We start from the raw sequence: 21,282 nt of genomic DNA on the forward strand, positions 1-21,282 counted from the left end.
CCTTTCAGTTGCATATTCTGGTCTAAAGTGACCCGGTGATTCTGGATCAAAGTGTCCCGATAGAGGCCTGGGACCCGCTTTGCGATCCTAAAAAGTTTGGAATTCTGATCGAAAGTGACCCAACTTAGCGCCTCGATCCTGCTGACATTCCGGCACAAAGTGACCCACCCGGGTGCGTACATTTTTAACCTTCCAGAGCTTTGGGACCTAAATCCAGAGCTATGGCCAATCGAGTTAAAGAGATGCAAACGGTACGCGCCATTCTTCAGTTGATGCACCGGCAGGTGTCGCTGAACAACATTTCCAAGCAATTACATCTTGCCCGGCGGACAGTGAGAAAATATGCGAAGATCGCCCGGCATTCTTCCTATCCGCTGGATGAGCTACTGGCATTGGATGATCCGTCTTTATGCGCGGTCATGTACCCGCCTGCGGCGCCGGTAGCGCCGGACATCAGCAGCCGGTGTGCCTATTTTCTATCCCGAATGCAGTATTATGCCGAAGAGCTGAAGCGAAGGGAGTGACCCGGCAGTTGCTGTGGAAGGAATACCAGCAGGATTATCCCGTGGGCTATTCTTATTCTCAGTTTTGCCATCTGCTGGCGCAGCATCAGCGGATTAAACAGGCTACGATGCATTTTGAGCACCAGCCGGCAGATAAGACCCTGCTGGATTTTGCCGGTGGCAAAATGCATTATACAGACTCCGGAAACCGGGGAAGTGAAGGCTGTTCCTGTATTGATCTGCGTGCTGCCATTCGAAGTGGTTATAGTTATGCCATAGCGTTGGCCGATGCCACCTTACACCGCTTGGCGGCAAAGGCCTGAACAAATGTGTCGCATGGTTCGGCGGCGTCACCCGGTATGCCAAGTTCGATAACCTGCGCGCAGGTGGTCAAAAGGAGTTGCCGGTATGAGCCCATTTTTACCGAGATGATCCAACAATGGGCCATGTACTATGGGATCAGGGCTATTGGCTGCGCGCGTTCGCAAGCCCAGAGATAAGCCACACGTGGAGAATGAGGTAAAACTGGTCTACCAGCAGGATCTATGCACCGCTGCGGGACAGGGTGTTCTTTTAGCCTGGCTGAACTCAATGCTGCTATTGAAGGGCAGCTTCACCAGCATCATAACGAACCCTTCCGGCAAGAGACCTTTAACCGTCGGCAATTGTTCGAGTCACAGGAGAAGCCGTTGCTGGCCGCACTTTCCCGCCACCTTGTACATGAGTTGAAGCACAAGGTCCAGGCGAAAGTATGCCAGGACTACCACGTCATTCTGGGAGAAGACTGGCATCACTATAGCGTTCCCTATCAATACATCGGCAAGCAGCTGGATGTTATCTACGACACCGATACGGTTGAAATTTATCATCTTCACCAGCGAGTGGCACTACATCGCAGGAGCTTTAAGCGACGGGGATGGACGACCCTGAAAGAACATATGCCGGAAGCCCATCAGAAAATACACGAGCAGCGTGGCTGGAACAAAGATGATTTTTGAAAAAAGCAGCCACCATCGGCCCGGATACCCACGCCTTCCTGGAAGCTCTTTTTCAATCACGCACCTTTACCGAACAATGCTTCCAGGCTTCCCTGGGCGTTATGCGCCTGGCTAAGATCTATGGCCCCAAGCGGCTGGAAGCCGCCTGCAGAAGAGCTATTGCTTTTGGTACGTATACCTACCGGATCATCCACACCATCTTGCATAACAACGTGGATAAGGAAGAGCTGCCAACTGTTCAAGGCAATCTTTTCCAGATACCGGAGCATGAAAATGTTCGGGGAAGTGATGCTTACGGATAGCCGTTACATGCAATGCAGCCAGGATCAGCAAGCTTTATTTATTTATCAATTAATCAATTTTTATGAACACCCAACACACGGTAGATCAGCTCCAGGAGCTTAAACTACATGGCATGGCCAGGGCTTATGAAGCCATCACCAGCCAACCCGTTCACCTGCATCCGGAAGCCCACGAAATGGTGGCCATGCTGACGGAAGCAGAACTGCAATCGAAACTACATTACCGGACCCAGCTGTTCCTGCGGCTGGCCCGTCTGCGATACGCCGTCTTGCCGGAACAGATCCAATGTTCTGTCGGACGTAATCTAACCAGGGGAACAGTTGCTGCTGCTCTGCGAAGGTGCTTTTATCCGCAGTGGAGAAACGGTCCTGATTACGCGGCGCCACCGGCTCCGGCAAAGAGCTATCTGGCCTGCGCCCTGGGACGACAAGCCTGCATCCTGGGCTATAAAACGCTCTACTACTCAATGAGCCGCTTTCTGGAAACGCTGGCTACCTCCCGAGTGGAAGGCTCCTACGTCAAGCTATTAAACTTGCTGGCCCGAATGCCGGTATTGATCTTCGACGACTTTGGTCTGCAAGAGCTTGATCACCCCGCCAAACTGGCCCTCTTACAGATATTGGAAGACCGGTACAGTAAAGGAGCGACGATCATTACCTCCCAATTGCCGATCAAAAAATGGTATGATTACCTCAATGACGCTACCCTGGCCGACGCTATCATGGACAGATTGTCAGCCGGGGTCCATAAAATAGATTTGAAAGGAGAATCACTACGAAAAGACAAAACGAATTAACTTTATCATCTACGCACCCACCGGTGGGACACTTTGATCCAGAACAACCGGGTCACTTTACTTCAGAATCTGCATTCAGTCGATATTTCGATAAGGAAGCGCTTCTATTCGCTGTCGGACGTCGAACAGGCAAAATGGCTAAATGAGAGCGAGTTGGTTCGAAGGTGTATAATTTATAAATTGCCATGGGAGGGAATTACTTGGGTGATGGACTTGCTTCCCGATCGTCCGACAAAAGCCGTCGAAACGATAACGAATTATATTGATGCGCATCGGCAATTCTTACCTGAAGAGCTTATCGACGGGATGGAGGATGCCAAGGATATTGTAGAGGCGAGATATTGCGATCGCGCACACCCGAGACAAGTCCTTGGCAATCTAAACTTGACCGAATTTGGATGCCTTGTCGCTGAGCTATATGAGAAAATGGGATTCGAAATTGCGTTGAATAAGGCATCAGATAAAGGTGACGTGTTAATCATAGCATCAAGAGATAATCCCGGCGATAAGCAGGTTATTGGAGTATTTTGTAATAACCGCAGAACTAGCGTCGGCGTTGACATATTTCAAAGAGCCAGCGACAAAATTGACGAATTGAAAGCTACAAAGGGTGTAATTGCTACTTCTTCCGGTTTTTCAAAGAAAGTTAGAGAACGAGTAGTTTCTAGGAATAATATTGAATTGTTTGACAACGAGGCGCTTGCAAAATTGCTCAATGAAAATTTAGGCTCAAATTGGCCGGAAAAGACGATCTACCTTCTTCGAAAATGGACGAGGGGAGGATGTCGGTTCTGACTTTAAAAACACTTCTTGCGTCGCCATAACTATGTAGGACTTTTTTGTTCATTTTAAGAGGCTAAAAAAGTTAGCAATGATGTCACTTTTTCCTACCTTTGGCAAAGATGGGTTACAAGCCTTTCAGCTAGCTGCAGAGGTTTTGGGTCGGATAGCGATCGATTATGTTGCTGTGCAAGAGGTGTCGGCTTCGAATCCTGGGGTGGTGGCATTAATACTTGATGAACTGAAGAGAAGCGAGCCGGTTCCTAGAACGATGGGGTTCATCCGAAACTGGATATCGTTCGACGGGATGTTCAAGCGCTTGCTGGAAGTGGGCGTCAAAGTCGGATGACAGGTTAGACTTTTATTCAACTTTCTCGACTAAAGTTGATAGGGCAGTAGAAATGCTGCCTTGATTGTTTGAGTCATCCTCTGATATGCTGTTCAGTAACATTACTGCGGCTTGTACATTTTTTTACCTAATTCCGTTAATTCGTATGAATATGGGATTGTCTTTTTCCCTTTTTGTTTCGTTTAACCAATCCCTTTTTTAGGTCCAGCATTTTGTTTTTTTGGCCGATCGATTGAGAGGACATATCAAGCTCCTCCGCAATCTCCCTTGCAACCATAGCATTTTCGCGACTTGCTAACTCCATAATGATGTCAATATCCTCAGGAGCTAATAGGTCCTTCGTTTCAATCTGCTTTAATTGATTTTGAATTTCGGTAGAAATGCTTTCAATTACAACTGGGCTGCTACACTTATTACACCGAAAATTGGCAAACTCAAGAAATTTTATTTGGTCTTGAGTAAATTTCTGATTGCATTCAATATTGCTGCAGTGAATAACTTTTGTTACTGCTAAGAATTCCTTTATTAGCGCACTAAAATTAAAAGGCCTTGCGATGAAGTATTTTCTATATTTTTTACCCTTCGCCTTACCCCATAATAAGTTGCTTTTAGTGGCTAATCCATAGTTTATGCAATAGATTGAAACTTGTACACCATCTTTATCACTCATTTCTCCATATTTACTGATAAAATAGTTAAGTTCCAGAGTTCTTATAAAATTTTCTAAATCTGGTAAAAAATGAAAATGGCTTGCATAAGGTTGTCCTGACAAATATGATTCTCCATAAAGCTCATTTGTAGATATCTTCCTTTTGTTTTCGTTTAGCTTATTCACGATTTTAAATAATAACTCCCGTAATTGAAGTATATCAATTTTTTCGTTCAGCGACAAAAGGGAATAGGTCGTCTTATGGAAAAATGGCTCAATCTTATCTTCGTAATATTTCTGAGCAGCAGACTCTATGTCTACCTTTAATATCTTTTTATCATAAATTATTTTACTTTGGTAGCAATAGGATAAAATGTAACCTATAATTCGAGGAACGTTCATTGAGCTTTGAAAAAGAAGCTCGTAATATTCTTCGATAGTCGATTTGGATAGATCAAAAAACTCCCCAGGGGCTTTTTTGTGAAATAGGAAATTCTTTTTTCGAGAAGTCTTTTTGTAAAGTCGATTGCGCCTTCCTCCATTCTATTTCTGTCAAAATCAGAGTAAAGGCTATAGAAATCTAAATTAATAGTGTCAATTTTTGTCGGATCGATCTTTCCATAGTAGACTCGATTAGGATACGCCGCCACTTTAAATTTTATGAATTCATCAGACCAATTGTTTAAGGGAGCCAAAAGTACCTCTACAAACGTCTCTATCGCTTGATCTTCAATTTCTGAAAAATCATCCAACAATACCACTATGTGCTTAACTTTTAGATCCTGTAAAATCTCCTTAATGTCAGATATGAAAGATTTGATTTGAAAGACTTGCAAAAATATTGAAGAGAAATTTTGTTCGTTCTCAATAGAATTAGACGTAGTCTCTTTGTCTAAATGTTTGGTTTCGTTTTTAAGAGAAACCGTCACCCCTTTCTTAGATATATTTCCTTTCAACTCTGATTTGGATTCATCCCCTCCCTTCACCTTCTTCCTAATATTGGCATTTCGTTCAATGTTTGAGATGCTTTTTATAATTGGAATTTCAATTTCTTTTAAAATTTCATTGTCCTCAATCTTTTGCTTCAATACAGATAATTTATTTTTAGCCTTCCGTTCTTTATCTCTTCCCAATGCCTTAAGTAACTTTTCGTAAAATCCCGCATATTTTAATTCAACTTCTTCAATTAATCGCTTAAGAACACTTTGCAAGAAGCTTCTTTCAATCAAGTATTTTTGCAGTGATTTCGGCTCCAAGTAATCAGATAGATAATCTAGATTTAGATACTCAGTTTGAGCTGATTCATAGACTGTCTTAACGTCAATATAACATGGCAAATATTGACTTGATTTTCTTAATTCTTGCTCTATTCTTAGAAAGATTGTTGACTTGCCAGTACCTTTTCTTCCGACCAAATAAGTAGTATGGTCCTTCAGTGATTTCTTAAGGATATAATCATCTGGTAGGAGATCAGTGTAAAGCTTCTCTAATAAATTTCTTCCTTTTTCATCGACCAAGTCTGCTCTTCGATATTTCTTTAGCGACTCTACCGCGTTAAAAAAACCTTCTTTATCAGTTTCTGAATACATAGAGTTAATGGTTAAGGGGAATTATTTAATATAAATTTCACAAGTAATACAAAATATCAATGAAAAGAAATAGTCGGTCAGAAAAATAAGTGTTTACACTTATTTTTTCTTTTTTACAATCTATAAGTCAAAATCGAATTTGTTCGTGGTCTCAATCATATGTAAACGTGGTCGCTATGAAAGATAAAAAGTTACAAGCGATTGTTCCTTCGATATTTTCTGATTTGCGAGAAGAACGAAAAGTGACAGTAGAAGCTGTATTATCTCCAGGGTATATGCCTGCCGGGATGGAACTATTTTTCAGCCGGCGACGAATCCCAACTCTTAGTTATAAATAGATGGATTGGCGAGTCAGACGTATATTTATTAATACTTTGGGGGCGAAATGTGGGGGAGCTGACAATGACAATTGGTGAAAAATCTCCTAGTATTTTCATTATTTCTATGTGGATAACGATTAAATAAAGTGCAAAACTATTTATTGTGATTTCCGGTAAAAAGCGTAAACAACCCAATTTTTATATTGATATTTGCAAAAAAGCTTGACAATGGTACTAATTTTATTAGTATTTTTGCGTAGGCATGCAATCCGAATGGACGATTAGTCTGATTTTTGCATTAAACCTGTGTACGTAAGTCCTTAAATTAATTTTTATATGGAGAATCCGCTCGCCATTGCCAATTATTTCATCCGTAAATCGATTGATAGCGGAGAAGAATTGACTTCCATGAAATTAATAAAGCTGGTGTATATCTCTCATGGGTTTTATTTAGCGTTGACGGGCAATTCGTTGCTTAACGAAGCGGTTCAGGCGTGGAAATACGGCCCGGTCGTGAAAAGCGTTTATCAGGAGACTAAAAAATACGGCAGCGGCCCCGTTACAGCATATTTTGTAGATTCTGCAAATAATGTCCCCTTTCCGGCAGACAAAACCATATATCCTTTTTTAGATAAGATTTGGGAGATATATGGGAAATTTAATGGTTTGCAGCTTTCGGCGCTTACGCACGAAAGCTGGTACTCCGTGGTTTATTACATGGAATGAAAAAGGGGTAGCAAATATAACTCAGTAGTAATTGGAAATGACCTAATTAAGGAGCATTATAAAACTAAACTCAACCCGGCTGTCAATGGAGCAACATCCAATTGATGTTTCAAGAATTAGCAACCCCCGCAACCACAAACCGGTAAAAAAGAAGAAAAGGAACAGCAGGCGCTTTTATCCGAAATGGATAGAGCGAATAAAATGAATGCCACTATTCATGCCTGCAAAAGAGTGCTTCTCGTGGTTAGTTTTGCCATTATTATTATCATAATTCTTATACGGGTATATGCTTTAGTCACGCCTCATTGCTGGCAATGGTTAACCGAAGAGCAAAATACCAAGATCGACGAGTTCTTCGTACATGGAACCATTGGGGCCATAATAGCTGGATACCTTGGCAAATATTTCAAAGAAAAAGAATAGTGCAGATTCTGAAGTAAAGTGACCCGGTTGTTCTGAAGCAAAGTGTCCCACCGGTGGGTGCGTAGATGATAAAGTTAATTCGTTTTGTCTTTTCGTAGTGATTCTCCTTTCAAATCTATTTTATGGACCCTGGCTGACAATCTGTCCATGATAGCGTCGGCCAGGGTAGCGTCATTGAGGTAATCATACCATTTTTTGATCGGCAATTGGGAGGTAATGATCGTCGCTCCTTTACTGTACCGGTCTTCCAATATCTGTAAGAGGGCCAGTTTGGCGGGGTGATCAAGCTCTTGCAGACCAAAGTCGTCGAAGATCAATACCGGCATTCGGGCCAGCAAGTTTAATAGCTTGACGTAGGAGCCTTCCACTCGGGAGGTAGCCAGCGTTTCCAGAAAGCGGCTCATTGAGTAGTAGAGCGTTTTATAGCCCAGGATGCAGGCTTGTCGTCCCAGGGCGCAGGCCAGATAGCTCTTGCCGGAGCCGGTGGCGCCGGTAATCAGGACCGTTTCTCCATTGCGGATAAAAGCACCTTCGCAGAGCAGCAGCAACTGTTCCCTGGTTAGATTGCGTCCGACAGAACATTGGATCTGTTCCGGCAAGACGGCGTATCGCAGACGGGCCAGCCGCAGGAACAGCTGGGTCCGGTAATGTAGTTTCGATTGCAGTTCTGCTTCCGTCAGCATGGCCACCATTTCGTGGGCTTCCGGATGCAGGTGAACGGGTTGGCTGGTGATGGCTTCATAAGCCCTGGCCATGCCATGTAGTTTAAGCTCCTGGAGCTGATCTACCGTGTGTTGGGTGTTCATAAAAATTGATTAATTGATAAATAAATAAAGCTTGCTGATCCTGGCTGCATTGTATGTAACGGCTATCCGTAAGCATCACTTCCCCGAACATTTTCATGCTCCGGTATCTGGAAAAGATTGCCTTGAACAGTTGGCAGCTCTTCCTTATCCACGTTGTTATGCAAGATGGTGTGGATGATCCGGTAGGTATACGTACCAAAAGCAATAGCTCTTCTGCAGGCGGCTTCCAGCCGCTTGGGGCCATAGATCTTAGCCAGGCGCATAACGCCCAGGGAAGCTTGGAAGCATTGTTCGGTAAAGGTGCGTGATTGAAAAAGAGCTTCCAGGAAGGCGTGGGTATCCGGGCCGATGGTGGCTGCTTTTTTCAAAAAATCATCTTTGTTCCAGCCACGCTGCTCGTGTATTTTCTGATGGGCTTCCGGCATATGTTCTTTCAGGGTCGTCCATCCCCGTCGCTTAAAGCTCCTGCGATGTAGTGCCACTCGCTGGTGAAGATGATAAATTTCAACCGTATCGGTGTCGTAGATAACATCCAGCTGCTTGCCGATGTATTGATAGGGAACGCTATAGTGATGCCAGTCTTCTCCCAGAATGACGTGGTAGTCCTGGCATACTTTCGCCTGGACCTTGTGCTTCAACTCGTACAAGGTGGCAGGAAGTGCGGCCAGCAATGGCTTCTCCTGTGACTCGAACAATTGCCGACGGTTAAAGGTCTCTTGCCGGAAGGGTTCGTTATGATGCTGGTGAAGCTGCCCTTCAATAGCAGCATTGAGTTCAGCCAGGCTAAAGAACACCCTGTCCCGCAGCGGTGCATAGATCCGCTGGTAGACCAGTTTTACCTCATTCTCCACGTGTGGCTTATCTCTGGGCTTGCGAACGCGCGCAGCCAATAGCCCGATCCCATAGTACATGGCCCATTGTTGGATCATCTCGGTAAAAATGGGCTCATACCGGCAACTCCTTTTGACCACCTGCGCCAGGTTATCGAACTTGGCATACCGGGTGACGCCGCCGAACCATGCGACACATTTGTTCAGGCCTTTTGCCGAGCTGCGGTAAGGTGGCATCGGCCAACGCTATGGCATAACTATAACCACTGAATGGCAGCACGCAGATCAATACAGGAACAGCCTTCACTTCCCCGGTTTCCGGGTCCGTATAATGCATTTTGCCACCGGCAAAATCCAGCAGGGTCTTATCTGCCGGCTGGTGCTCAAAATGCATCGTAGCCTGTTTAATCCGCTGATGCTGCGCCAGCAGATGGCAAAACTGAGAATAAGAATAGCCCACGGGATAATCCTGCTGGTATTCCTTCCACAGCAACTGCCGGGTCACTCCCCTTCGCTTCAGCTCTTCGGCATAATACTGCATTCGGGATAGAAAATAGGCACACCGGCTGTTGATGTCCGGCGCTACCGGCGCCGCAGGCGGATACATGACCGCGCATAAAGACGGATCATCCAATGCCAGTAGCTCATCAAGCGGATAGGAAGAATGCCGGGCGATCTTCGCATATTTTCTCACTGTCCGCCGGGCAAGATGTAATTGCTTGGAAATGTTGTTCAGCGACACCTGCCGGTGCATCAACTGAAGAATGGCGCGTACCGTTTGCATCTCTTTAACTCGATTGGCCATAGCTCTGGATTTAAGTCCCAAAGCTCTGGAAGGTTAAAAATGTACGCACCCGGGTGGGTCACTTTGTGCCGGAATGTCAGCAGGATCGAGGCGCTAAGGTGGGTCACTTTCGATCAGAATTCCAAACTTTTTAGGATCGCAAAGCGGGTCCCGGGCCTCTACCGGGACACTTTGATCCAGAATCACCGGGTCACTTTAGACCAGAATATGCAGAATAGCGCTATCATCAAATCACCGGCTTATATTTTCTGCCCTCCCGCGTGTAAATCGGTATAGTTGCCTTTAATTGTCCTTGAACTTCGTTTTGTATACACAAAACGGGCAAAGTACTCACTTTTACGACACAGCGGACAATCATTGGTCTTATCTAAGTTTTGGCAAAGTAATGGATCAGGTATTTTGAAGTTTATGAATGAGCGGCCGTTAGAGCAACACTTCCTCGTTATTCGGCTAACGGATAAACGTTCTTGGACGAATGCTTCCGTTAAACAGATACAAGCGGTGGCGGTATTTCTACAACTCCGCAGTAGGCGGGTTGCAATTAGTTGAGGATATCCTTTGCTGGGGCCTTCCGTTGGTATTTCGGAAGATATTCAGGACTGTTTTGTTCAGCATTATTGGCCGGTATTGTCAAAGAAGTGAACGTAAAATTCGAAGCCCTCGAGCGGGGCGACGATCGGCTCTTTGCCAATACTTTCTCTTCATTTATCAGAACTAAGGTCACCCGCCATTTTTCACCTTCACAATTAGTATTCTTGATAAGAGAGGCAACTGTCAGTCCTTGACTATTTAGAATGTTATATCGGTTGTCTCTTATTCTTGACATAACGTATTCCATCCAACAAGTGTCGGTAACAATTCTTATTGGAAAATTTCAGCTTTCATTGGCTGGTTAGCTATCATAGGAATTCAAAAAAATGCATGATCGTTGAAGGCAGCGAGTCTTCGACATGACGGGCCAGGTGCACGGATGGAAGGACAGCGGGGCAGTATGTCGGTGGGGCAAGTTATATCTGGATGGCTGCCGGGCCTGACTAATTAGGTGAGCCTTATACCGGGTAAGGGAATTACGGTGTATTGCATAAGTGTCTAGGCCGTGCCGTCCCTGAGATGGCTATTTTTTACTTTTCGCCCGCGGAGAGGAGATCGCCGGGATCGGGACGTTTGGGGTGAGCAGGAGGCTCCCACGCCAGGCCGGAACGGTGTAAATGGATAAAAAAGCCTATTTTGACATAATATTGCTGATAGAGAACTTGTCGGTTACTTGGGTGGATAGGCGGGGATAGCGAACCGGTACCGGTACCCCTTTTTTCAGAAATGCCGGATCCCTATTTCATTTATCATTGATAAATTTATTGGAGGAAATTCTTGCCATATGGTGAACGAATTAGTGATTCAATGTTATCGGGGCTTATTCCTGGAGATGTTTCCATTATCCAAATTCCAACCCCTTGTTGGAGATAGGAAGCGTGTTTATGCAGATCTAAAATCTATATTTACGCGCTTGTATCCATTTAAAAAATTAGTTGATAACGGAGCGATTATTAAGAAAGATAAGTTCATGCCCCTGCAAACGGAACTCTTTAATGTAGTGACAAGGCATTTTTCCTCCGGAATAATTAACCGTTTATTCCCCAAAGCCGAACGTATAGATCTTGATACTCCTGCTGGGAGGGGTACTTTTGTGGCACAGCTTCTTGGAGATGTATTGCAGGTTTTAACCGGTAAACAGATCCAAGATTTCGAAGAACAATACCAAGTGTTACATCAGTTGCTTCATTGCACCAGGACAATGGGCTTACACCCGGACATATTTAAGAGAGAAAGGAATGAATGGTTATATAATGTCGTATTCGAATTCCAGCATAACAACAAGACCGAAAGGGATCATAGGAGCGGATTGAGGGAAGAGGAGTTGTGTAACCTTGTTATAGGAATGCATCAAGATCAGAAACCAATCGTCTTCAACGGGCGAAACCTGGTTGTCTCCAAAATAGACCGGATGATCATTACGACGACGCCGTTGAAAGAGGAAGAAATCGTATTGTATAAGCAGAAAAAGAAAATTTGGACGGATCTTGCCTTCGTTATGCAATGTGATAATGTGACCAACCAAATATTGCATAAATATGAATCAGAGCGGCGTCAACGTGAAGATAAGAAGCCGCAGGTACCGAGAGAGCAAGTTCCTTTTATAGGAACCTTGATAAGCCAGCACCCTAATATAAGCAGGGTTGTGCTGGATGCCTATTATAACATGGTCCCACAGCCAAAATCAAAGGATGAAATTCCCGAAAATTACATTGGTCCCTTGCATTGGTATAATGCACCTTTTCGCATACGCATTCATGAAGCTTTTCCGCTGATGCCCTATTGGGAATTGCTGGATTATAACATCCAATCTGGCTATTTTCGAGAGAAAGGCATTAGTGATGAGGATATATGGCAGATTCATTTGAAACGATATTCAGATGGCTTCGAAGAAGGTTATTATTCCTTCGAAGAGGAATATCTCTCTCAGAAAACTGTGCTTTTTGGTGCCGCTGAAGATAAACAACGGTTTATCTATGATTTTGTAGTCAGTCCTTTTTTGGGGATTAGTGGTTTTCCAGAGACACACGGTACTGACAAAGGGTTGTTATCGGGTTATTTAGAGGCAGGAAAGATGGCAGGTTGGTTCTACCGGGCTTGGTATTTAATTATTGAGAATTCGCATCGATTCGAGCCGATGTTTAAGCCGGAGGAGAACCATACGTCCGAATTTATTCCTCGCCTGGCTCAAGCCATCGAAACATTGCAACGAAAATCCGATCAGCACAAGTTTATCCGGGAGTTAAAATCAAAAGTGTCAAAGGATGAATCTGAATTTCGCAACTTTATTCATAATAATTTCGACGGCGGCGAGTTCCACTTTATAGAGGCGGAAGGAGCGCATGGGTTGAAGCGGACCGATTTGAGAGTGAGGGATAAAAAGGGGCGGACGTATATTATTGAATTCAAGGGATGGTGGAATACGAAAGATCGGAAATGGGTGACCAGCCAAGTAGCGGATTACCTAACCGATTTTGAAAGTACCGGGTATGTTTTTATGGTCAACGATCTCAAAAAGGATATTTTATCCGATTATAAAAAGAATGTCGAAAATTCGGAAAACGGATATATAGTAGGCTCTTGGCAAGTAAAAAAAGTTGGGCATTCAGACTACGAATATTATGTTTCCCAACACAAACGTGGTAATAAGATTAAAACTATTTATCATTTTATCTATAGGGTATATCCCTAGTTTATATTTCATCTGTTATCAACTAGGCGATGACCGTTTTTGCTAAAGTGCAAGGCCGGGGAGTTATGTAAATCTTTCTATTGGTTCGTTAAGCGGCAACGGCGACAAATTGTCAGTCCATCCTCTTTCGAATAGTAATGGTGTAGTCAGTACCTTCGATTGCTAAAATTTAAACTGTATGCCCATCAGCGGTTCCGCATTGGGCATAGGAAGTCAAATACAAGACGCTCGAATTCTCGAATTATATGCCGAACAATTAAAGATACTATTTTGTGGCTATACCAAGTTATGTTAAGCAGGTGTCGGAGGAGGAAAAGTACTTTTTAGCTGCACCTGAATATATCACATTTGTAAAGGAGACTAATCCCTGGAAAATTGATACACGGAAGGACGAGATTTTACAGGCGACTAAAAGCTTTCTTTCATGGTATATTGGTTATAGTAGTGAAATATTGAAAGGAAAAGAGTACAAAATGGAGGGGTTGTTGCTGCAATTTTTAGATTAGAATTTAAGAAAAACGCTCACGTTACAGAATTTATACGTAAAAGTGTAAATTCCGGCGAACTTAACCCCCGTATTCCGGGCGATGTTGACCCCCACTTTGGAAGGTCTTCAGAGCAGCTAGGCAAAGAGCGTTTATTGCAGATCAAAAATAAGGTTTCAGATTTTACTTCGCTTTGCTTTTTCTTCTCAGAGACTCCCCCTTTAATTCGATCCGGTGAGCGCCGGCTGTCAATCTGTCCAGAATGGCATCGGCGATAGTAGGTTCATTGATGTACTCATGCCATGCGCCTACGGGTAGTTGAGAAGTAACGAGGGTGGCTTTTCGTCCGTGCCGTTCTTCGAGGATCTGCAGGAGTGCCAGTTTTACGTCCTGTTGCATGGGTTGCAGACCGAAGTCGTCCAGGATGATCAGGGACTGGCGTTCCAGGTGGTTGAGCAGTTTCAGATAACTGCCTTCTAATTTGGACAGCGTGATCTTCTCGATAAACCGGTTCATGCTGAAGTAGGTTGTTTTTCTGCCCTGCAGGCAGGCTTGGTGCCCGAGTGCACAGGCGAGATAGCTTTTTCCACATCCGGTTGCACCGGTGACCAGTACGTTCTCTCCCTGATCCAGGTAATTGCCTTCCAAAAGTGTACCGAGCTGTTCTTTGGTCAGGTTCCTTGCCGCTGAGCAGTTTACTTGTTGTGGTATCGCCGGCAGGCGGAGTTTGGCGAGTTTAAGGTAATAGGTCGTTTTTTCCTGGCTTCGGCTTAACTGTTCGGTTTGCACCAGGTGACCGATGAGATGATGGGCTTCCAGTTGCTGGTGCAGGGGAAGTTCCAGTTGCTGCTGGTAAGCATGGGCCATTCCGGAGAGCCGCAGCTCTTTCATTTGTTCTAACGTGGCGTTGGTGTTCATATGTGTGCTATAAATGATTACTGGTACTGTTGAGGGCCGCGGATGTTGGCATGGGTCGGCAGGGGACTTTGATGGGATGCAGGGATTTGCCTGTCGGTGCCGGCATGCAGGATATTCTTTATGAGGGTATAGTTGATCCGCATGCCCGTCAGGGCAAGGGAACAGGCGGTTTCCAGCCGATCTTTTCCGAAGCGCTTTTCCAACATAAGCATTCCAAAACAGGACTTGTAGTTTTGCTCCATGTAGATGCTATTGCCTAATATCTTCTCGGCCACTTGCGCGGTAGCCGGTCCAAGCCGGGCCGCTTTGATCAGTAACTCCTCCCGGGTCCAGCCTTTCATCTCCCGGGCTTGCTGATGATTGGGAGGCATATGTTCAAACAATGTAGTATAGGCCTGCCCGATGCGGCTGCGGGGATGCACAGCGATACGCTCATGATCGCAATACACCTCCACCGTTTTGGCATCATACCATACCTTGACCTTCTTGCCTACATATTGCCAGGGTACACTATAATACCGGCCTTCTTCCCGTAATTGGATGTGGTAGTTGCGTTGGACAGTCAGCACGACGCCTTTTTTGAGTAACAAAGGCGTCGTGGGAAGTTCCCGCAGTAAGGGCTGTTCGTAGGTGGCGAACAGGGATCTCCTGCTGAAGGAAGAGCCCTTGTAAGGCTGCAAATTCAATTTATTGACTTGGGTCAGGAAGGCCTGCGCGATCTCCTCGATGGAGCCGAAGACGCGCCGGCGAAGCGGAGCATAAACATTCCTATAGACCAGGCTCACCGCTTTTTCCACCATGGCCTTGTCCCGCGGTTTGGCAGGCCGGGTAGCGCTAAAGGTCGTGCCATAATGTTCGCTCAGCTTGATAACACAGGTCGGTAAAGCCGGGCTCATAACGGTCGGTCTTAGTGACAGCTGTCCGCAGATTATCGCAGAGGATGGTCTGCGTAAGCCCACCCACATAATGAACCATGCGGTTGGAGGCGTCCAGGAAGTCGGCGGTTTTCTGCGAAGCAACGGGATAACAAAAGATCAGCCCGCTATAAGGCAGCGTTGCAACAAAAACTTCACACATAAGCAATTCACCTGTTTGCTTATCCACGTAAGGATACTTTTTTCCGGCAAAGTCCACCATGGTCTGCTCTCCCGGCTGATATTCCAGGTGCATCGTCACATCCTTTTTCGCCAGCAGTTGTTGCAAGTAATAGCAGTATTGGCTATAGCCATAGCCATCCGGATGCTGCTCCAGGTACTCCCGCCAAAGCAATTGCCGGGTCACGCCTGTTTTCACCAGCTCCCTATCGACGTCCTCCAGGTATTGTAGCAGTTGCTGATAGCGGATGCTCTTAAAAACGGACGTATCCTGGTCATATAGTTGAGCAGCGAGCTCTACATCCGTATGGATCACAGGATCGCTTCCCTGCTCCATTCCACGGGCAAGATAGGTTCTGACCGTATTGCGGGCAAGACCCGTCAACCGGGCTATCCCCTTTATCGACTGCCCTTCCTGGGCCAGACGCAAGACCTGCTTTAATTGCTCCATCGCGATCGCTTTAGCTGCCATCCTCAAAAGATTTAAGGAGGCAAGTGTACAAACGGGGCAATAAACGGCCTTGATCGCTCTACTCTCGACCCAAAAGGGGGGTCAACATGCGCCGGAATGTCAGTGGATAATTCGGCGGCGAGGGGTCAAATTGATCCGGAAAAACTCGGCCTTATACCGGTTAAAAACCCGGATCTAGTTCCAATATCCGATTGGGGTCAACATCGCCCGGAATACGGGGGTTAAGTTCGTCCGGAATGAGGGGGTCAAGATGGTCCGGAATCTACATAAAAGCATATATGTCTCAAAAAAATATGTAGAGCTCCTTTTGTCGAGCATATCGGATGTTAATATTCATAGATACCAGCACTCATTGGTTATGTTGGGGATTGACCTAGAGGAATTGATTTTGGAATATGAAGTTATTATTCGGAAGTCTATTCCGGAAGGGAAAAGACAGTCAGGACGACGAAAGGATTTGAGCACTATGGATCTTTGGTCGGCCGTGAGAACGATGTTTTGGATTGAGGAGCGGAATGGCGTTGAAGAGTTGTCCCTGAGGGATGTCAAGCCATTGGTGATTTTTCAAATACGGCAGCTCATAGAGATTTATGGTAAAAATTGTTTAGGGTTTTATGAGATACGGAACAGTAATGGATCGGTTAACAAACGGGTGACACAGGAAGCATGGAAATTTATTACTGATGAAGTGAAGCGTGCCGATTCTAGGATTTTGTTACCGTTCAACGTAGACATGATAAATCACGTCAATGACTGGGCCAATAACTTTGTCCATACGACCTCTCTATACAGTTCTTACATTCAATTCTATGCTTTGGAAGTTATATCATTGCTGTTTAAGACCCCTGATGTTGCAATACGGACGTATGACGGGAAGCTAAAGTATAAGGGGGGAATCGCCGGAATAGAAATTAGAAATTATAACTCATTAAAACGAGACTTTGAACGCTCTTTGTCAGAGAAGCTAACTAGCGAAGTTGTTGTCGATTGGCTTGATGTTGAAAAGGTTGGCGCTTATATAATCGACTTAGGCGCGCCAATATCTTCAAAGGAAAGTTGGGTAAAAAGGCTGGCTGCCAGAGCAAGGCGGTGGGCGATTGGTTTATATCGTGCAGCAGTAGGACGAATTAGGGCATATTGAACCGGCCCGCGGATTAATGGTTGTTATATCGTCTACGGCTTCCGATCAAATGTGAGCTCAACTGCACTTAGAATTAAAAGCGTAGAAGCTTTTTGGAAAGCATTTAATGTTCATGTCTTTAGGTTTAAAGCTGCGGATTACTTAGTAGGGTGGTAATCCTTTGTTTTCTCTGTTTAATGGACAAGCAGGTCAAGAAAGAGCAATCAATAGCGCTTTGATAAAGGCAATTAAAGTTGGCTGTTTGGATGAACAGGAGATTACCGGTTGAGACTACGAAAAGGATACACCGCAGTATTTGTAAACTTGTTTGGTTCTGGGTACGCAAATTAGTCCATACTCAAAAGATCGGTTTTACCGATCTCAGCCATTTTGATTTCTTGATTTTTTAAATATACCCTTCTTTTTATGCGGTCGGCTATTTTCGATTGAGACAATAGTGGACATCGGATAGGCAGTGGAACTTTTGATAGCAGAATTGTAAACGAATGCATATTTAGAGGTGTTTCCGATATAGTAAATATTTTCGTCTGAGACAATTGGGTCGGCGCCGTCTTTGAATACTATCTTTGTGCCTTTCGAAACGTGCTGGTTCTTGAGCTCATGCACGGTGTATTGGCAAAGAGATTTTGAATATAGCCATGAGAAAGAAAGGATCATTCCGATCATCAATAGTTGTTTGTCCATCTTGGGGTGCTGTTTCGCTATCCAAAATGCAAACAAACAAATGCCGGAATAAATTATCCCGGATATTATTACGTGAGACCAAAATGAGGTTATGCGCTTGCTCCAGTATAATAGGCCTACAATTGCTGCCATCGCAGACACTATACATAGGAGATTGCAACTCCACCCATTCAAAACCTCTTTAAGCCAATCCTTACAAAGGTAGGCGGAAATGGATGCGAACATAAACCAAGTCAGCCCATAAAGTTCATGTGCGATATTCACGGTAAGGTCAGTTAACTCCAGATAGTTGAATATATGACAGTTGAATTTCTCATAGACCAGGAAGAATCTGGCAACTGCAATAAAGACGATGACGCTTACGGCATAAGGAAAGAAAAGTTGAACGATCTCCATCGTTTTTGCATTTTTTAATTGTTAAAAGAAGCAGATTAGTCCGGCAGTCAGTGTTTCATCAGTGTTCAAATTTGAAATTGTTGGCTTCTATGCGCGAAAGGACTTTTGTCAACCCAAGCCGAAATACCGGTCCATATACATATGCATATACGCTCATTGCCATACTATGGTAATTTCCCGCGTTGATCCGAATTCCTGGATGGCTTGCATTTAGAAGTAGGCCAATTCTTACAAGATGATCCTCCCAGTGCTTCTTGGTCACGCTGCTAACATCTGGAGAAAACTTAGTATTTCTTAGGCCGAAGTTCTGGAGTTTGAAATATTTTATGGCGTGCTCATATTTTTGGTCGATTAACATCGGATGGTACAAATGATTGAAGAGGAAGATCAGATACAACTCAGTGTCCCTTTCACCAGCGAGGTACATTTTTTTGAGATCTTTGGCAATGTGCTTTGAATATACTCCTTCAAACGTTGGGCCGGAGTGAGCTTTTAATTCAATAAGGTATTTCGGGTGGTTCGCCACGTCAGTAACGGCAATATCGGTCCAGCCTCCTTTTTGGCTATTCCATTCCCGATGGACGAAAAAATCTTTTTTGATTTGACTATGCAGACCAAAAGCGATCCGGTCCCTGATCGGACCCTCTATTTTCCCTGTCGCTGCCAGGTAGGCCAACTCGTCGGGATGAAAAGTCCGTTCTAGCTCGGCCAGTATCTTGAGCAGATATTTGCTAAAAGTCATGCAAAGGAAGATACGTACTTTGTCCTCGACATTCGGCATTTTTCGACGTAATCGACCAAAAATGGGTGTTTTAACGGGGGCAATTGTTTCCCTTATTTGCGCGGAGTTCTCGGGACCAATCAGCAGCTAAACTGAGCCCGATAACGGTACTTTTCGCGGATTAGGGGAAGATAGGGAAAGGCTTCCTAGAATATGTCACGAAACTGTTCAATTTCAAAAGCCATTTTTGGGTTGAGGCCCAACCAGACGGCTTGGGTTGCGGATGTATTAATAATAATGATAATATTTTAGCAACTTCCGGACAGTGAAAGGCAAGAAAGTCTTCGCATGGATATGTGACATATGGACACTTTGTTATTCCTGCTATAATTCTTCATTCAATTTTCCCTGGGTGATATCTCCTAACCTTAAAAGTTCAGTCATTGGATCAAGTGGAAGCTTTTTTTCGAGATTTTTAACCATAATGGAATGAAAAATATCGTCGAAACTGGCAAGAGAGCCTAGAAGATCGCTAGGTAGACCTGATTTGCGATGTTTGCGGATACGGCCGTGGATAATGTTCCAATACCGGATAATACAATCCTTGATTTCTCCAAAGTTAGATTTGCGTATTGAGAGATAGAAAAGTATGTCCAGATTGATGAGGGTAACCGGCATGATGTCGAAGGCGCACCTGGCATCATCGCTCAATTTTTCCTGAAAAATGTTATTAAGGTATTGGTTAATGCCGGGCATGGTGAAATAATAGTCATCAAAACTCAGCACAGGAAAAAGCCTCTCTTTTTTCCACCCTTTGTTGGCTGGGTAGACCGATACCAGGACGTCTTCCCTTTTGCCATTAAATCGATCAGATGCGCCAATTGGGCCACACCCTTTCTTTCGCCATTGCTGTTTTGGACGAATCGTTCGTCGATATACCCCTTGAAACTATCAAAACTGGGTTTTTCCACCAATTTGTCGGGCATCATATAACCTTTGAATTCCCAGAGCATGCTTTGACGCTTGTGACAAGTGGAATGCATCTGGGGAGTTATCAGTTTTGTCGTCGAAATGGAGTTGTTCTATGGCGGTAGTTTTAAAGGTGCTCAGGATAGATTTGAAGCATCTTTTTCCAGAACATATTCGGCTATATCGCTATTGTATGCGCCGCCATCTATGGATGCCAGATCGCTTTTCGACCGAAGGTCAAATTGGGTACCTCGGTATATTTTCTTAAAATAAAATCCCTGATCGATCACTATATAGCCTTTTCCGGGCGAGAAAAACATCGGAAATTTCCGTAAATCCGAAATTTTTACGCCCTCTAAGACATTCAGATTGATGGCGGACGCCTTAAGATGAGTATCGTCAACCCCAGGTAAAGGATGATAGTATTTGAGGGAACGGAAAATCGGATCTTCGCCTGGCTGAATGGCACCTGTGGCGATTTGGGCAAAGCTCCCCATGAGTTGCCCGATGGTCTTCATTCCCATTTCGTTCAGGTATTGTTTTAGCTGCGGTCTAAATTTATCACAGGCGAATAGTAAAATGGACGCTAGCTTGTAAAACTCATAGGCGGGATCGGTTCTTTCCTGAAATTGGAATTGGTAAAGGAGCCCGGTCCAGACCATTCTGTATGCAAAAAGGTCGTCCTTAGTAGATTGGGCGGTCGCCAGCACTAAATTGCCTTGTTTTCCATTGACCTCTTCAATAATGAGGCTATATGCCATTAGAATGTTATATTCCTGCTGCGGGCCCAAATCGACCGGTTCAAAGACAGCATTGCGATTTAATTCGCGAACGACCATTTCCAAGAGGTACCAGCGCTCAAAAAAATTGTTATGATATTTTCCCTGTGTACGTGCTCTATATTGTTGAAAGGCATTAGAGATAGTTGTCCGCTGCTCATGAGTAAACCGCCAGGCGATTTTTTGGATTAGATTAGCTTGGACATGAGCGTCATGGCTTATGTCCAGTTCTCTGTTAAAAGTGATGGCTATAAGGGCTCCTAATGGGGACGGTATATTCTGCAGCCATTCTTCGTAAGATTGGATTGGCTCTCCAAAGAGGTCCCGGTATCCAGGTATTAACGCCATCTCCATACAGATCAATTGATTTCTGAATCTCAATTTACGATATTCTGCTTGTTTGCGCTTTTTAAGCTCTTACTCCTTCGGCCGGGCTATATAGCCCCGGAAATTCGACGAATGT

24 protein-coding genes are annotated in these 21,282 nt (G+C 44.5%); 11 read left to right on the forward strand and 13 right to left on the reverse strand.

The genetic code is table 11. The annotated features are described in order from the left end of the window. Positions 1-221: 221 nt before the first annotated feature. The 7 genes from ACQ86N_RS00005 (at position 222) to ACQ86N_RS00035 (ending at position 3,729) form a co-directional block, all read left to right on the forward strand. A complete protein-coding gene (locus tag ACQ86N_RS00005) occupies positions 222-524 on the forward strand; it encodes a hypothetical protein (RefSeq protein ID WP_431213371.1) in 303 nt (100 codons plus the stop codon). A gap of 8 nt (positions 525-532) precedes the next feature. Beyond that, entirely contained in the window at positions 533-826 is a 294-nt protein-coding gene (locus tag ACQ86N_RS00010; RefSeq protein WP_431213372.1) for a hypothetical protein, read from the forward strand. Positions 827-1,048: 222 nt separating this feature from the next. Continuing rightward, positions 1,049-1,501, forward strand: a complete 453-nt coding sequence (locus ACQ86N_RS00015) for a Mu transposase domain-containing protein (RefSeq protein ID WP_431213373.1) — start codon at positions 1,049-1,051, stop codon at positions 1,499-1,501. Next, positions 1,498-1,803, forward strand: a complete 306-nt coding sequence (locus ACQ86N_RS00020) for a hypothetical protein (protein ID WP_431213374.1) — start codon at positions 1,498-1,500, stop codon at positions 1,801-1,803. The genes ACQ86N_RS00015 and ACQ86N_RS00020 overlap by 4 nt, the downstream gene beginning before the upstream one ends. 62 nt (positions 1,804-1,865) lie before the next feature. Continuing rightward, on the forward strand, positions 1,866-2,600 hold the full coding sequence (locus ACQ86N_RS00025; RefSeq protein WP_431213375.1) for an ATP-binding protein: 735 nt from the start codon (positions 1,866-1,868) through the stop codon (positions 2,598-2,600). 207 nt (positions 2,601-2,807) lie between these two features. Further along, positions 2,808-3,395: a restriction endonuclease gene (locus ACQ86N_RS00030; RefSeq protein ID WP_431217914.1), complete on the forward strand. Its 588-nt coding sequence runs from the start codon at positions 2,808-2,810 to the stop codon at positions 3,393-3,395. 76 nt (positions 3,396-3,471) lie between these two features. Then, complete coding sequence (locus tag ACQ86N_RS00035) at positions 3,472-3,729, forward strand: hypothetical protein (RefSeq protein WP_431213376.1); 258 nt, start codon at positions 3,472-3,474, stop codon at positions 3,727-3,729. 136 nt (positions 3,730-3,865) lie between these two features. On the opposite strand, the gene ACQ86N_RS00040 is transcribed toward ACQ86N_RS00035, so the two are convergent. Together ACQ86N_RS00040 and ACQ86N_RS00045 are read right to left on the reverse strand one after the other, a co-directional pair. Next, positions 3,866-4,564, reverse strand: a complete 699-nt coding sequence (locus ACQ86N_RS00040) for a helix-turn-helix domain-containing protein (protein WP_431213377.1) — start codon at positions 4,562-4,564, stop codon at positions 3,866-3,868. Positions 4,565-4,776: 212 nt separating this feature from the next. Then, positions 4,777-5,967 carry a hypothetical protein gene (locus ACQ86N_RS00045; RefSeq protein ID WP_431213378.1) on the reverse strand — a complete coding sequence of 397 codons (1,191 nt, stop codon included), beginning with the start codon at positions 5,965-5,967 and terminating at the stop codon, positions 4,777-4,779. 176 nt (positions 5,968-6,143) lie between these two features. Between ACQ86N_RS00045 and ACQ86N_RS00050 the strand changes: the two genes are divergently transcribed. Beyond that, positions 6,144-6,305, forward strand: coding sequence for a hypothetical protein (locus tag ACQ86N_RS00050; RefSeq protein WP_431213379.1), 162 nt, complete (start codon positions 6,144-6,146; stop codon positions 6,303-6,305). A gap of 318 nt (positions 6,306-6,623) precedes the next feature. Continuing rightward, on the forward strand, positions 6,624-7,013 hold the full coding sequence (locus ACQ86N_RS00055; RefSeq protein WP_431213380.1) for a Panacea domain-containing protein: 390 nt from the start codon (positions 6,624-6,626) through the stop codon (positions 7,011-7,013). A gap of 497 nt (positions 7,014-7,510) precedes the next feature. Here the strand turns inward: ACQ86N_RS00055 and istB (ACQ86N_RS00060) are convergent, their stop codons facing one another. The 3 genes from istB (ACQ86N_RS00060) to ACQ86N_RS00070 form a co-directional block, all read right to left on the reverse strand. Further along, entirely contained in the window at positions 7,511-8,242 is a 732-nt protein-coding gene (istB, locus tag ACQ86N_RS00060) for an IS21-like element helper ATPase IstB (RefSeq protein WP_431213381.1), read from the reverse strand. 62 nt (positions 8,243-8,304) lie between these two features. After that, positions 8,305-9,309, reverse strand: coding sequence for a Mu transposase domain-containing protein (locus tag ACQ86N_RS00065; RefSeq protein ID WP_431213382.1), 1,005 nt, complete (start codon positions 9,307-9,309; stop codon positions 8,305-8,307). Further along, entirely contained in the window at positions 9,224-9,877 is a 654-nt protein-coding gene (locus tag ACQ86N_RS00070; RefSeq protein ID WP_431213383.1) for a hypothetical protein, read from the reverse strand. Before ACQ86N_RS00070 ends, ACQ86N_RS00065 begins: the two co-directional genes overlap by 86 nt. Before the next feature lie 1,375 nt (positions 9,878-11,252). Here ACQ86N_RS00070 and ACQ86N_RS00075 point away from each other — a divergent pair. Then, positions 11,253-13,160 (forward strand): hypothetical protein, encoded by a 1,908-nt coding sequence (locus ACQ86N_RS00075; RefSeq protein WP_431213384.1) that lies wholly within the window; start codon positions 11,253-11,255, stop codon positions 13,158-13,160. 668 nt (positions 13,161-13,828) lie between these two features. Here ACQ86N_RS00075 and istB (ACQ86N_RS00080) read toward each other — a convergent pair. Genes istB (ACQ86N_RS00080) through ACQ86N_RS00090 form a run of 3 tightly spaced genes read right to left on the reverse strand, consistent with a single transcriptional unit; the run spans position 13,829 to position 16,129 of the window. Then, the gene (gene istB / locus ACQ86N_RS00080) at positions 13,829-14,536 is read right to left on the reverse strand and encodes an IS21-like element helper ATPase IstB (RefSeq protein WP_431213385.1); all 708 of its coding nucleotides are present in this window, start codon (positions 14,534-14,536) and stop codon (positions 13,829-13,831) included. A gap of 44 nt (positions 14,537-14,580) precedes the next feature. Further along, positions 14,581-15,459 (reverse strand): Mu transposase domain-containing protein, encoded by an 879-nt coding sequence (locus ACQ86N_RS00085; RefSeq protein WP_431213386.1) that lies wholly within the window; start codon positions 15,457-15,459, stop codon positions 14,581-14,583. Further along, a complete protein-coding gene (locus tag ACQ86N_RS00090; RefSeq protein ID WP_431213387.1) occupies positions 15,398-16,129 on the reverse strand; it encodes a helix-turn-helix domain-containing protein in 732 nt (243 codons plus the stop codon). Before ACQ86N_RS00090 ends, ACQ86N_RS00085 begins: the two co-directional genes overlap by 62 nt. A 358-nt stretch (positions 16,130-16,487) precedes the next feature. On the opposite strand from ACQ86N_RS00090, the gene ACQ86N_RS00095 reads away from it, so the two are divergent. Continuing rightward, on the forward strand, positions 16,488-17,270 hold the full coding sequence (locus tag ACQ86N_RS00095) for a hypothetical protein (RefSeq protein WP_431213388.1): 783 nt from the start codon (positions 16,488-16,490) through the stop codon (positions 17,268-17,270). A gap of 360 nt (positions 17,271-17,630) precedes the next feature. Here the strand turns inward: ACQ86N_RS00095 and ACQ86N_RS00100 are convergent, their stop codons facing one another. The 5 genes from ACQ86N_RS00100 to ACQ86N_RS00120 all read right to left on the reverse strand — a co-directional run bounded on the left by ACQ86N_RS00100 (position 17,631) and on the right by ACQ86N_RS00120 (position 21,173). After that, a complete protein-coding gene (locus ACQ86N_RS00100) occupies positions 17,631-18,350 on the reverse strand; it encodes a hypothetical protein (RefSeq protein ID WP_431213389.1) in 720 nt (239 codons plus the stop codon). Between the two features lie 58 nt (positions 18,351-18,408). Then, positions 18,409-19,131 carry a hypothetical protein gene (locus ACQ86N_RS00105; protein ID WP_431213390.1) on the reverse strand — a complete coding sequence of 241 codons (723 nt, stop codon included), beginning with the start codon at positions 19,129-19,131 and terminating at the stop codon, positions 18,409-18,411. A 324-nt stretch (positions 19,132-19,455) separates the two neighbouring features. Next, a complete protein-coding gene (locus tag ACQ86N_RS00110) occupies positions 19,456-19,857 on the reverse strand; it encodes a hypothetical protein (protein ID WP_431213391.1) in 402 nt (133 codons plus the stop codon). Beyond that, on the reverse strand, positions 19,851-20,084 hold the full coding sequence (locus ACQ86N_RS00115; RefSeq protein WP_431213392.1) for a hypothetical protein: 234 nt from the start codon (positions 20,082-20,084) through the stop codon (positions 19,851-19,853). The genes ACQ86N_RS00110 and ACQ86N_RS00115 overlap by 7 nt, the downstream gene beginning before the upstream one ends. Before the next feature lie 93 nt (positions 20,085-20,177). Continuing rightward, positions 20,178-21,173: a hypothetical protein gene (locus tag ACQ86N_RS00120; RefSeq protein WP_431213393.1), complete on the reverse strand. Its 996-nt coding sequence runs from the start codon at positions 21,171-21,173 to the stop codon at positions 20,178-20,180. Between the last annotated feature and the right edge of the window lie 109 nt (positions 21,174-21,282).

This window comes from Puia sp. P3 (assembly GCF_050632245.1).
GTDB lineage: Bacteria > Bacteroidota > Bacteroidia > Chitinophagales > Chitinophagaceae > Puia.